Origin of the sequence: Microlunatus ginsengisoli (assembly GCF_039537205.1) — a bacterium.
In the GTDB taxonomy this organism is placed as follows: Bacteria; Actinomycetota; Actinomycetes; order Propionibacteriales; family Propionibacteriaceae; genus Microlunatus; species Microlunatus ginsengisoli.
This window is the reverse complement of record NZ_BAABAB010000025.1, coordinates 20,516-32,360: the sequence shown is the minus strand read 5'-3', so window position 1 is coordinate 32,360 and position 11,845 is coordinate 20,516. Positions and strand designations below refer to the sequence as shown.

9 protein-coding genes and 1 tRNA gene are annotated in these 11,845 nt (G+C 73.1%); 3 read left to right on the top strand and 7 right to left on the bottom strand.

What is annotated here, in order from left to right:
* Positions 1-38: 38 nt before the first annotated feature.
* Genes ABD747_RS17375 through ABD747_RS17360 form a run of 4 tightly spaced genes read right to left on the bottom strand, consistent with a single transcriptional unit; the run spans position 39 to position 4,318 of the window.
* Positions 39-1,406: an FtsW/RodA/SpoVE family cell cycle protein gene (locus ABD747_RS17375; RefSeq protein WP_425562555.1), complete on the bottom strand. Its 1,368-nt coding sequence runs from the start codon at positions 1,404-1,406 to the stop codon at positions 39-41.
* Positions 1,403-2,923 carry a PP2C family protein-serine/threonine phosphatase gene (locus tag ABD747_RS17370; protein ID WP_344806878.1) on the bottom strand — a complete coding sequence of 507 codons (1,521 nt, stop codon included), beginning with the start codon at positions 2,921-2,923 and terminating at the stop codon, positions 1,403-1,405. Before ABD747_RS17370 ends, ABD747_RS17375 begins: the two co-directional genes overlap by 4 nt.
* Positions 2,923-3,393, bottom strand: a complete 471-nt coding sequence (locus ABD747_RS17365; RefSeq protein WP_344806876.1) for an FHA domain-containing protein FhaB/FipA — start codon at positions 3,391-3,393, stop codon at positions 2,923-2,925. Before ABD747_RS17365 ends, ABD747_RS17370 begins: the two co-directional genes overlap by 1 nt.
* Before the next feature lie 7 nt (positions 3,394-3,400).
* Positions 3,401-4,318 carry a DUF3662 and FHA domain-containing protein gene (locus tag ABD747_RS17360; RefSeq protein WP_344806874.1) on the bottom strand — a complete coding sequence of 306 codons (918 nt, stop codon included), beginning with the start codon at positions 4,316-4,318 and terminating at the stop codon, positions 3,401-3,403.
* 264 nt (positions 4,319-4,582) lie between these two features.
* On the opposite strand from ABD747_RS17360, the gene ABD747_RS17355 reads away from it, so the two are divergent.
* Positions 4,583-4,665 (top strand) — tRNA-Leu (locus ABD747_RS17355).
* 81 nt (positions 4,666-4,746) lie between these two features.
* On the opposite strand, the gene ABD747_RS17350 is transcribed toward ABD747_RS17355, so the two are convergent.
* Together ABD747_RS17350 and ABD747_RS17345 are read right to left on the bottom strand one after the other, a co-directional pair.
* Complete coding sequence (locus ABD747_RS17350; protein WP_344806872.1) at positions 4,747-5,571, bottom strand: alpha/beta fold hydrolase; 825 nt, start codon at positions 5,569-5,571, stop codon at positions 4,747-4,749.
* A 103-nt stretch (positions 5,572-5,674) separates the two neighbouring features.
* Positions 5,675-6,769: a class I SAM-dependent methyltransferase gene (locus ABD747_RS17345; protein WP_344806870.1), complete on the bottom strand. Its 1,095-nt coding sequence runs from the start codon at positions 6,767-6,769 to the stop codon at positions 5,675-5,677.
* 134 nt (positions 6,770-6,903) lie between these two features.
* On the opposite strand from ABD747_RS17345, the gene ABD747_RS17340 reads away from it, so the two are divergent.
* Positions 6,904-7,917, top strand: a complete 1,014-nt coding sequence (locus ABD747_RS17340; RefSeq protein WP_344806868.1) for a hypothetical protein — start codon at positions 6,904-6,906, stop codon at positions 7,915-7,917.
* Positions 7,908-8,747: a class I SAM-dependent methyltransferase gene (locus ABD747_RS17335; RefSeq protein ID WP_344806866.1), complete on the top strand. Its 840-nt coding sequence runs from the start codon at positions 7,908-7,910 to the stop codon at positions 8,745-8,747. Before ABD747_RS17340 ends, ABD747_RS17335 begins: the two co-directional genes overlap by 10 nt.
* Here ABD747_RS17335 and ABD747_RS17330 read toward each other — a convergent pair.
* Complete coding sequence (locus ABD747_RS17330) at positions 8,716-11,811, bottom strand: BTAD domain-containing putative transcriptional regulator (RefSeq protein ID WP_344806864.1); 3,096 nt, start codon at positions 11,809-11,811, stop codon at positions 8,716-8,718. The two genes, ABD747_RS17335 and ABD747_RS17330, sit on opposite strands and share 32 nt — an antisense overlap.
* Between the last annotated feature and the right edge of the window lie 34 nt (positions 11,812-11,845).

The window sequence follows — 11,845 nt, the reverse complement described above, 5'->3', positions numbered from 1 at the left end:
GGTGCCGAGGAGGGCCGGGGAGGAGGGACGGCAGGTCATCAGGCCACCCGCACGATCTGGGTGGTCTGCGCGTCGGGGGAGAAGTCGTCGTCCAGGGTGGCAATCGGTTTCCGGGCCTGGTGCGAGATCACCATCAGCAGGCCGACCACGACCCAGTTGCTGACCAGCGACGAGCCGCCCTGGGACATGAACGGGGTGGTCAGCCCGGTCAGCGGCAGCAGCCGGGTGACACCGCCGATGATGGCGAAGACCTGCAGTGCCATCGCGAAGGACAGGCCGGCGGCGAGCAGCTTGCCGAACGGCTCACGGCATTGCAGCGAGGCCCGCAGACCCCGGGCCACGATCAGCCCGTAGAGCAGGACCACGGCCATCAGCCCGGTCACGCCGAGCTCCTCGCCGATGGCGGCGGCGATGAAGTCGCTCCGAGCCAGCGGCGTCAGACCCGGCCGGCCGAGCCCGAGCCCGGTGCCGAGCAGACCGCCCCAGGCCATCCCGAACTGGGCCTGGATCACCTGGTAATAGAGGTCGAAGTTCGAGAACGGGTCCAGCCAGGCGCCGACCCGGACCTGGACGTGACCGAAGGAGGTGAACCCGAACCATGCGCCGGCGACGAACAGCAGCAGACCGAGGACGACCCAGCCGGCTCGTTCGGTGGCGACGTACAACATCATCACGAACAGGCCGAAGAACAGCAGGGACGTGCCCAGGTCGCGCTGCACCACCAGGATCGCGAGGCTGATCAGCCACATCAGCAGGATCGGGCCGAGATCGCGCGCCCGCGGCAGGTCGATGCCGAGGATGCGATATCCCGCCAGCGCGAGCACGTCGCGCTTCTCCACCAGATAGGAGGCGAACGCGATGGCGAGCAGGATCTTGGCTGCCTCGGCGGGCTGGAAGCTGTACGGCCCGAGGTGGATCCAGATCCGGGCGCCGAACTTCTCCTCGCCGATCAGCGGCAACATCGGCAGCAGCATCAGCGCGATGCCGGCCAGGCCGAGGGTGTAGGTGAACCGCTGCAGCGGCCGATGGTCGCGCAGCACGGCGACGATCAGGATGAACAAGATCACGCCGAGAGCGGTCCAGATCAGCTGCTGCCGGGCACCGTGGGCCGGCGGGTTGCTGATCAGGTCGATCCGGTGGATCATCGCCAGCCCGAGCCCGTTCAGCAGCACCACGCAGGGCAGGATCACCGGGTCGGCGTACGGCAACCGGAACCGGACCGCCAGGTGCGCGCCGACGGCCATCAGCGTGCAACTGCCGGCGAGGTAGGGCAGGGTCGGCGAGAGCTCGCCGACGACGTTGAGGTCGACCACGACGTACGCCGACAGCGTCAGCACCAGCGCGAAGATGACCAGCACCAGCTCCACCCCGCGGCGCTTGCGCGGGACGACGGTGACCGAGTTCAACACTGGGGCTCCGGGGTGGCTCGCCCGGTCGGGGCTGCTGTGGTCGGCGCGGGAGTGGTCCGTTCGGGTGTGCTCTGCGCCGGCTTGGCTGGTGAGCTCTCGGCCGGCTTCGGGCTGGTCGTGGACTTCGGGGTCGAGTTGGTGGTGGACTTCGGGGTCGACGAGCCGGTCGGCTTGGGGCTGCCCGACCCGTTGGACGTCGGGGTCTTGCCGGCGCAACGCTTGACCGCGTCGGCGAGTTCCTGGACCGTGACGCGGGCCGCGTCCAGGCTGCCGACGTCGATCGTGGCGCGCACCCGCTCCTGGTAATACGGCGGCAGGTCGGCGACGGCGATCGGCTGCACCTCGTACACCTGCGACAGCGGGACTCCCGGCACCGACTCCGAGATGCCCTTGAAGATCGCCACCTGGTCTCCCGCGGCGCCGACGTAGTACTGCGTCTGGGTCCAGGAGTACGCCGCGCCCAGGCCGGCCGCTAGTACCAGCAGCGCGGCGGCGATCAGGAGGATCGGCCGCACCGCGCGCCGGCGGTGCGGAGCGCGCGGGTTGTAGCGGGCCTCGTCCTCGACCTCGGTCTCGCCCGGTCCGGATGCGGCCGCGTTCGGACCGTCGGCGCCCGGGTCCAGCCGGCGGGTGACGATGGTGTCCTCGGCGGCCTCCTTCGTGTCCACCGGCGGTACGTCCCGCTCGGCCGCGGCGCCGAGCACGGCACTGTCGTCGGTCCCGGCCTCGGTGACCACGTCGGCGAGGATGACGGTGATGTTGTCGATCCCGCCGGCCTCGAGGGCGAGCTCGACCAGCCGGCCCAACGCCAGCCGCAGATCGGGCTCGGCGAGCGTGGCGGCGATGTCCTCGTCGTCCACCAGGCCGCACAGTCCGTCGCTGCAGAACAGCAGCCGGTCCCCGGCCTGGACCCGCACCAGGCTCATGTCGGGCTCGGAGCTGACCTGGCCGTTCAGCACCCGGAGCAGCAGCGAGCGGTGCGGATGCACGCTGGCCTCGGCCTCGCTGATCTTGCCGTCGTCGACCAGCGACTGGACCCAGCTGTGGTCGTGGGTGAGCCGGCGCAGCTCACCGCCGCGGAGCAGATAGGCCCGGCTGTCACCGATGTGCGCCAGCCCGAGCTCGGCACCGTCGAACAGGGCGCCGGTGACCGTCGTCCCCATTCCCTCCAGGCTGTAGTCGTCCTCGACCAGGTCGGCGATCCGGTCGTTCGCCCGGTGGATGGCACCGGCCAGCAGCTCGAGCATCTCCTCGCCCGTGGCCGGGGTGTCGATCCGCCGGATGGTGTCGATGGCGACGGCGGAGGCGAGGTCGCCGGCGGCCGCGCCGCCCATCCCGTCCGCGACGACCAGCAGCCGGGGGCCGGCGAAGCCGGAGTCCTGATTGTTCTTGCGGACCAGGCCGATCTCGGAGTGGGTGACGATCCGCAGCTGGAGCGGGACCGATGTCTCCTCGGTCGGCGGCCCGTCCGCCGGATCCTCCGCGGCCCGCGATTCCTCGCTGTCCGTCGGCACTACGGCTCCAGCTTCATGATCGTCTTGCCGATCCGGACCGTGTCGGCGAGCGTGATCATGGTCGGCGCGGTGATCCGCTGGCCGTTGACGTAGGTCCCGTTGGTCGACCCGAGATCCTCGATGTAGTGCCCGTCCTCGACCGCGGCGATCCGGGCGTGCCGGGTGGACACGTAGTCGTCGTCGAGGATCAGCTGGCAGTCTGCGCCGCGGCCGATCATCACCACGCCGCCGTCCAGCCCGGCCGACGTGCCCGCCTGCGCGCCCTGGGAGATGACCACCTTGTGCGGTGCGCCGCGGCGGCGCTTGCCCTTCTTCGGCGGCGGCGGCTCCTCGAGCGGTCGCGGCTGGTCGGGATTGGGCACGGTACGTCCGAAGAGGTCGCTGCGGATGACCGAGACCGCCGACAAGATGAACAGCCACAACAAGGCCAGATAGAGGACCTTGATGATGGTCAGCGTGATCTCGGACATTCCGGCGTCACCGTCCGGACGGGGCGTGCACCAGCATCCGGGTGGAACCGATCTCGATCCGGCTGCCGTCGCTCAGCGGCGACTGGCGCACCTTCTGACCGTCGACCACGATGCCGTTGGTTGACCCCAGGTCGACGATGTCGATGCTCTCCTCCGGCCCGTCGGTGCGGACCCGGATCTCGGCGTGCATCCGGGAGACGCCCGGATCGTTGATCCGGAGGTCCGCCTCGGTGCCGCGACCGATCACGAAGCCCGGCGGGGTGAGCGGGTGCCGGGTGCCGTTCACCTCCAGCACGAGCTGGTGCCGGGCCGGGCGCGGAACGGTCGCGTTCCACGCCGACGACTCGGCCGGAGCCACGGCCTCGTCGCGATAGAGCGGAGGCGGCTCGGCGTCGGGGTCGTTGCCGGTGTACGGGCTGCGATCCGCGGACGGGGCGCGATGGTGGGCCGGGCCGGCGGCGGCTGCGCCTGCGGCGGGTGGACCGGCGGTGGGCCCGAGCGGGCTCGACCCGGGGTCGCGGTGCGGGCCGGACCACGGCCGGCTGGACTCGACCCCGGCGACCGCCTCGCTGCTGACGGTGAACCGGCCGACCGGCAGGGCCTCGTCCAGCTCGAAGTGGATCCTGATCGGACCGTTGAAGACGTATCCCATCTCGCCCGCGTGCCGGCGCAGCTCGCCGGCCAGCTCGGTGGTCAGAGTGGCGCTGTAGGGAACCAGCTTGTCGTGGTCGTGCTGGGAGAGGTTGACCACGAACTCGTTCGGCACCAGCCGCTTGTCCCGGGACATGAGCTTGGCCTCGGTGTCGAGCTCGCGCTGCAGTCGCGCCGCGATCTCGACGGGCTGCACGTCACCCTTGAACGCGCGCGCGAACACGCCGCTGACGGCTCCTTCGACCTTCTTCTCGAAGCGACCGAGAAATCCCATGACCCTCCTCTCCCATCTCCGATGCAACCTGCATCGTATCTGCGGGCGCCAGCATGCCCGGGGATCGCGAGCCGCGCGCCACGCCGCAGCGCCGGGCCCCAGACAAATCATCGGATGGAATCCTCGTCGGAGTTACCACGCAGACTCCATCCGATCCTGCGCCGCGGCGCCCGCGTGCCGGGCGGCCGGGAGCGGAATCGTGGCACGAGCACGCCGCGGGCCGTGCTAGCCTTTCCCGGCTGGTGCGTAGGACGTACGCATCGGGCGCGAGTGGCGGAACGGCAGACGCGCTGGCTTCAGGTGCCAGTGTCCGCAAGGACGTGGGGGTTCAAATCCCCCCTCGCGCACACACATTGCGGATCGGAGCAGATCTTTCGGGTTGTTCCACCGAGGATCTACTCCGGTATCGAGCGCCGGCTCGGGGCGGCTCAGCCCAGGTGCGCAACGACCGCTCGTCGCCAGACGTCTCGATCGGCCGGAACCGAGGCGACCACCGTGCGGGTGTCGGGCATCAGCTCGGCCAGTCGCTCGGCGGTGGACAGCGGGTGGCCGGGGTCGCCGGCCCAGGGCAGCAGCAGGGTCGGTGCGGCGATGCCGGCGACCGCCGACGGGTCCGGCAGGTCGCTGAGAGCGGCCCCTTCCAGCACGAACGGCAGCAGGTCCTCTCCGATCGCCGGCTCGGTCACCGGCTCCAGATCGGCCACCACGGGCGGCGGGGGCAGCACGGCCGACGTCGCCGTGATGAACGCGGCCACGCCCCGCTCCCGGACCAGCTGCGCCGCCTGCCGGTATGCCGCACCCTGCGCGACCCGGGTCTCCCACGCGGTCGGCGGGATGGTCAGCACCAGCCGGCGAAAGCGGTCTGGCCGGGCGACCGCCGCGTGCAGGATGGTGGCGGTCCCCATCGACGCCCCGATCGCGTCGACCGGCTCGTCCGCGCCGACCGCGTCCAGCAGGGCGAGCAGATCGTCCGCGAGCCGCGGCCAGCTGTAGCTCATCGGGTCCGGCGACCCGGTCGAGCGGCCGTGCCCGCGGGCGTCGTACGCCAGCACCCGGCGACCGGTCAGCCCGGCGGTCAGGTCGAGATCCATCCGTCGGGTCAGCTCGCGACTCGCGGACAGGCCGTGCAGATCGACGACCAGCGGGCCCTTGCCGCGGAAGTCGCCCTCACCGCGGAAGTCCCCCTCACCGCGGAAGTCCCCCTCACCGCGGAAGTCGTAGTCGATCGTCGCGCCATCTCGTTCGAGCTTCACCGGATCGATCGTGCCAGGTCGGCGACGGCCGGACCGAGGTCGGGCAGCCGGGCGTCGGGCCCGAGCCTGTCCCGCCGGCCCCGCCCGCCGAGCGCGCCCTCGCTCAGGGTCGCAGCTCCAGCACCAGGTTGAAGGGCGTGCTCGCCGCCTCGCGCACCCGGCCGAAACCCGCCTCCCGGGCGACCCCGGTGAGCCGGGCCACCCCCGCCTGGGCGCCGAGCGCGCGGCCGACCGGCTGGGACTGCGAGGCCGGCGTGCAGATCAGTGTCGAGGCCGCATAGAACAGCCGGCCGACCGGGTTCAGGTTGTCGGCCACCGTGTCGCCGGCGCGCGGCTCCACCAGCAGCACCACCCCGTCCGCGGCCAACGCAGCACGCGTGTGCCGGAGTGCGCCGACCGGGTCGCCCATGTCGTGCAGGCAGTCGAAGAAGCAGACCAGGTCGTAGCCGGTGCCGGGAAACGAGCCGGCCGGTGCCACCTCGAAGGTCGTGTTCGCCACCACACCACCGGCGGCGGCGGCCGACCGGGCGGCGGTGATGGAGGACTCGTGGTAGTCGAACCCGACGAAGGTGCTGCGCGGGAAGGCCCGGGCCATCAACACCGTCGACGCGCCGTAGCCGCAGCCGACGTCGGCCACCAACCCGCCCTCGGCCAGCCGCTCCGGGACTCCCGGCAGGGCCGGCAGCCACTCGCTGACCAGCGATGCGGCGTACCCCGGCCGGAAGAACCGCTCGGTGCCCGCGAACAGGTCGTGGTGGTGTTCGTGCCAGCCGAGGCCCCGGCCGGTCCGGAACGCCTCGGTGACGAGTTCGTCGCCCTTGGCCGCGCCCGTCACGACCTGGAAGCCGCCGGCCACGAAGGCCGGGCTGTCGGCGTTGGTGAACGCCTCGACCTGCTCCGGGCTGAGCGACCACCGGTCGAGGCCGTCGCTCCGCCCGTCGTAGCTCACGTAGCCGGCCGCGGCCTGCGCCGACAGCCACTCGCGGACGTTCCGCTCGGTGGTGCCGGTCGCCGTCGCCAGCTCCGCGGACGTGCTCGAACCGAGGTCGGCCAGCGCCCGATAGAGCCCGAGCCGGTCGCCGATCACGACCAGGCTCGCGTTCAGCACGGCACCGAAATCGCCGACCGCCTGCCCGACGAGCTCCTGCAGCAGGTCCGCGTCGATCTCGGTCCGCGGAGCGGTCGTCAACTGGGTCATGGGAAGCCTCCTTTGCCTGTGCCGGCAGGGTTGCCGACGTCGAGCACCCTCGTCGGTACGTCCTGCGACGCCCTTGCAGCCGGCGGGCACGGGCGTTGCAAGGTTCCTGCCACACGACGGACGATGCTGTGGCCATGACTCCCGAACCGCGCCGGACCATCCCGTGGGTGGCCGCATCGCGCGACGACCTGCTGGCCGGGGCGGTCGACCGGCGAGAGGTACGCACCGCCGACGCCAAGTCCGGCGCCACCTTCGAGCGGCTGGTGGTCGACGGCCGCCCCTGCTTCTGCAAGACCCTCTCCGGCTCCGACGACTGGATCATGCGGGTCACTGGCAACACGACCAACTGGGAGTTCCGGGTCTGGCGGGCCGGGCTCTACCAGCGGGTGCCGGACTGCATCGACCACGCGATCCTCGGCATGGCGCTGGAGGGGGCCGGACCGGATGCCCGGCTGAGCATCCTGATGGCGGACCGGACCGCCGATCTGGTCCCGGCGGGCGACGAGCCGATCCCGCTGCGGCACCATCGTGACTTCCTGGACCATCTGGCCGCGTTCCACGCCGGCTTCCTAGGCTGGCGTGACGACCTCGGGCTCTATGCTCTCGCCGACCGCTTCCGCTTCTTCGCACCGGACAACATCGCGGCCGAGCTGACGGTGACCGACGTGCCGATCCCGCTGGCGGTGGCCGACCGGGGCTGGCGGGCGCTGCCCGGACGCGCCCCCGGGCTGGCCGAGCAGGTGTTCGCGGTGCACGCCGATCCCGGGCGGCTGGCGCGGGCGTTCGCCGGCACTCCCATGGCCTTCGTCGCCGGTGACTGGAAGCTGGGCAATCTCGGCCGGCGCCCGGATGGCCGGACCGTGCTGCTGGACTGGGCCTATCCGGGCGAGGCGCCGCTCTGTCTCGAGCTCGCCTGGTATCTGGCGCTGAACGCGGCGCGGATTCCCGAGTCGAAGGAGTCCGCCATCGGGGCCTACCGGGCCTCCCTGGAGCGACACGGGATCGACACCGGTGGCTGGTGGGACCGGCAGTTCGACCTGTCGGTGCTCGGAATGGCCGCCATCATCGCCTGGGAGAAGGCCGTGGGCTCCGAGGAGGAACTCGCCTGGTGGTCGCGGGCGGCGGCACGGGCCGAGCGGTGGTTGTGACCGGCGCGCCGACGCGGCCGGGCCGCTCGGCCTATGCGGGCGGCGCCGAACGCTGGCACTCGGATGCCGCGCTGGTCTACGCGCCCCTCGCCGAGCACCTGATCGCTCGGTCGCCGCTCGCTCCCGGCGGTATCCGAGCGCTCGACGTCGGCACCGGGACGGGGGTTGCGGCGGACGCGCTGCGGGCCGCCGGTGCCGCGGTAGTCGGCGCGGATCTGGAGCCGGACATGGCGCGGTTCGCGGCTCGTCGCGGACCGGCGCTGGTGGCCGACGTGGCCCGGCTGCCGTTCGCCGACGCCGGGTTCGACCTGGTCGTCGCGGCGTTCGTGGTGAATCACCTCGCGGATCCGGCCGCCGGTCTCGGCGAGCTACGGCGGGTGACCCGGGCCGGTGGAGCCGTGCTCTGCTCGGTGTTCTCCGTGGACCGCTCGGCGGCCAAGGCCGCGGTGGACCGGGTCGCCCTCCGATACGGCTATCACCCGCCCGACTGGTATCGGCAAGTGAAGGTGTACGCCGACCGGGTCGGCACCTCCGCGGCACTGGCGGCGGCGGCTCGGACGGCCGGGTTCGCGGAGGTCGAGGTCTCGTGCCAGCCGGTCGACGTCGGGCTGGCGGATCCAGCGCTGGTCGTGCGGGCGCGACTCGGGATGCCGCAGCTGCGGACCTGGTTCGACTCCCTCGACGCGCGGCGACGGGCATCGCTGGTCGGCGAGGCCACCGAGGCCGTCCGCGAGACCGGCGAGCGGTTCGCGCCGGAGGTGATCGAGGCGGTGCTGCGGCCCCGTTCCCCGGTGCGGATCAGCCGAGCAGGAGACGGGCCGCTCGTTTGAGCGCGTCCCCGTGCTCGCCGGCGTCGACGATCAGCTGGTCCACCCAGTGCGCGGCCTGGCTTCTGATCTCGGCGGATCCGGTCGCCACGGCCAGGTCCGCCGCGAGCCACCAGGCCTCCAGCGCCGCGACCTGGGGCAGCACCGCCAGCTGCGCGCGTACGTCCTCGGCGTCGTACGCCTGTCCGGCGCGGGCCAGGGCGGTGGCCAGCAGCACGCCCCCGATCGCCCGGTAACGACGGTCGCCACGGTCCTCGGCGGCGTCCCGGACCCGGGTCGCCGGCTCCAGCGCCGCGCCGGGATCCGCGGCGGACAGCGCGAGCCGCGCGAGCAGCACGTCGGCCCGTTGGTCGAACCGCCACCGGTTGGTGAACCATCGCTCGGCCGTCGCGTCGACCGCTTCGCGCAGGTGCGCCGCCGCCTCGTCCAGGTCGCCGTCGCGCAGCAACCCGTCGGCCAGGTCGAGGTGACACTGGGCCCAGATCTCGGTCGACCCGGCGCGGGCCAGCCCGGCCCGGGCCAGATCGGTCGCCTGCGGCGCGCCCAGATTCCGCAGGATCCAGCTCCCGTAGGTTTCGGTCACCCCGGCGTAGCGCACCCCGGTTCCGCGCCGATCCAGCTCCAGCCCCAGCCGGTCGAGCACGGCAAGTGCCTCGGCGGGCCGGCCGACCATTCCGTACGCGTGGGCGGTCATCTGCAGCGTGTGCTCGACCCAATAGCCCTGCAGACCCCGGTCCGGCTCGGCGCCGAGCAGCGGTTCGAGCCTGGACAGGGCCTCCGCCGGCCGGCCTTGATGGACCCGCAGGATGCCCGTCCACGCGGGCATCCCGACCGCCGTCGGCGGGTTCAGGCCGGCTGCCTCGGTCAGCAGGTCGTCGGTGAGTCGCAGCTCACCACGCCCGCGATGGGCCAGGGCGACGGCGATCAGGCAGCTGGCCTTGATGCCCGGGTCGGTCGCGGCGGCCGCTCCGGCGGTGCCGAGCCGGATCGCCGTCGCCGTGTCGTGCCGGTTGCGGGCGGCCCAGGCCCTCAGTTCGAGCGCCTCGCCCGTGCTGTCGCCGGCCATCGCGGCCTGCGCGTCGGCGTCGGCACCGTCCAGATCGCTGCGGGCCAGGCGGATCCGGGCCCGGCGCAGATGCAACTCGGGCGTGTTCGCCGCGGCGAGGGCCTCGCTCAGCAGGGCGTCCGCACCCGGTAGGTCGAGCCGGGCCCGGGCGAGATCCGCGGCAATCACGAGACCGCCGACCAGCGTCGGAACGTCGCCGCCTAGGCGGGCGTGCCGGATCAGCTCCTGCGGTGCGGGATCGGGCCGCTCGGCGATGATCGCGGCCGCCCGACGGTGGATCCAGGACCGCCTGGTGCCGCCGGTGTCGGCCGCGACCGCCGACCGGATCAGGTCGTGCCGGAAGGTCAGCACGGCGTCGTGCTCGACCAGGAAGGCCCGGCGGACGCCCTCGTCGAGGTGGTCCAACACCGTCAACGCGGGCGTGTCGAGGACGCCGGCCAGCAACTCGAGGTCGATCCGCGGTCCGAGCACGGCAGCGGTCCGCAGGGTGGTCGCGGCCTCCCCGGTGGCCGCCAGTCGCTCGGCCACCGCGGCCCGGACCGTCCCCGGCAGGTCGTCGGCCGAGCGGGACAGCTCGGTGACGAGCAACGCGTTGCCGCCGGATCGGGCGTACACCTCGGCGGCTCGGGCGGCGCCGACCATCGCCCGGACGTCGGCCAGGTCCAGCGGCGGCAGTGCCAACCGGATCGCATCCGGCGGGAGGGCGAGGGCCGGATCGTTGGCTGCACCGAGGACCAGCAGCCGGTGCTCGGCGCGCCGGCGGAGGATATGACCCAGCCAGGCCCGGGTCCGGGGGTCCGCCGACTGCAGATCGTCGACGACGAGGACGAGCCCGTGCGGGCAGACGATGCGGTCCAGCACCGCGCCCACGTCGTCGAAGGCGCGCTGCTGCAGCGCGGCGGTGGTCGCGCCGGGGCCGGGCAGCCCACGATCAGCGGGCTCGGCGGGACGGCCGAGGGCCGGCGGCGACCCTCGGCCGGCGCGATAGCCGGCCAGGGCATCGAGCACGGGTTGCAGCGCCAGATCGTGGTCCTCCGCCCGCGCGGTCAGCACGATCGCCCCGCGCCGCCGCGCGGCGGCGGCCCAGCGCTCGAGCAGCGCCGTCTTGCCGGCGCCCGGCTCGCCGAGGACGACGACGACGCGAGCGCCGCTTCGCGACTCGGAAAGCGCGGCGTCGAGTCCGGCGAGCTCGCGATCCCGGCCGACGAACAGCGGATCGGGTCGGGCCTGCGGCGCTGCCGTCTCGAGCACCGGTTCCTCGCGCAGGATCTGCTCGTGCAGCGTGCGGGTGGCCGGAGCCGGATCGACGCCCAGGTCGTCGGCGAGCCGCTCGGCCAGCCGCGCATAGGTCGCCAGCGCGGTGGCGGGGCGGCCACCGCCGACCTGGGCGCGCATCAGGATCCGCGCCGCCGACTCGTCGTATGGGTCGTGCTCCAGCGCGGCCCGGGCCTGAGCGGCCGCCTCGCCGACCTGGCCGGCGGCCAGTGCGGTCTCGGCCGCGATCTGGCGGGCTTCGGCGATCAGCGCCGTGGTGGCGGCGCGGGCAGCCGCGGCCCACGGCGCGTCCGGCTCGTGGGCCAGCAGCGGCCCGCGCACCAACGACAAGGCACCGTCGATCGCTGCCCGGGCGCCGCCCAGGTCGCCGGCGTCGCGGCGCCCGGCGGCCGCCCGGATCAGCGCCTCGCACTCGGCCCGGTCCCACCAGTCGGCCAGCAGGGCGTACCCGCCCGTGCTCCGGACCAGCCGATCGGCGCCGACCAGCGCGCGTCCCCGGCTGACCAGGACGGCCAGGTCGCGGGACGGGTCGGCCGGCAGATCGTCGGGCCAGACCGCGTCGATCAGGGCCTCGTTGCTCACCGGCGCGCCCTCGGCGAGCCCGAGCACCGCCAGCACGAGTCGCGCCTTCCGGCTGCGCAGGTCGGCCAGGTCGGTGCCGTCGAGCGCGAACGCACCCAGCAGCCGTACGCCGAGCCGTGCCGGCCGCTGTCGGTTCACAGGCACCAGCGTGCTCTTCCGACGCGACGGCTGACCAGCA

Coding starts and splice junctions, on each gene's coding strand:
- ABD747_RS17360 (WP_344806874.1), bottom strand. CDS start 4,318: ATGGGATTTCTCGGTCGCTTCGAGAAGAAGGTCGAAGGAGCCGTCAGC.
- ABD747_RS17345 (WP_344806870.1), bottom strand. CDS start 6,769: ATGACCCAGTTGACGACCGCTCCGCGGACCGAGATCGACGCGGACCTG.
- ABD747_RS17340 (WP_344806868.1), top strand. CDS start 6,904: ATGACTCCCGAACCGCGCCGGACCATCCCGTGGGTGGCCGCATCGCGC.
- ABD747_RS17365 (WP_344806876.1), bottom strand. CDS start 3,393: ATGTCCGAGATCACGCTGACCATCATCAAGGTCCTCTATCTGGCCTTG.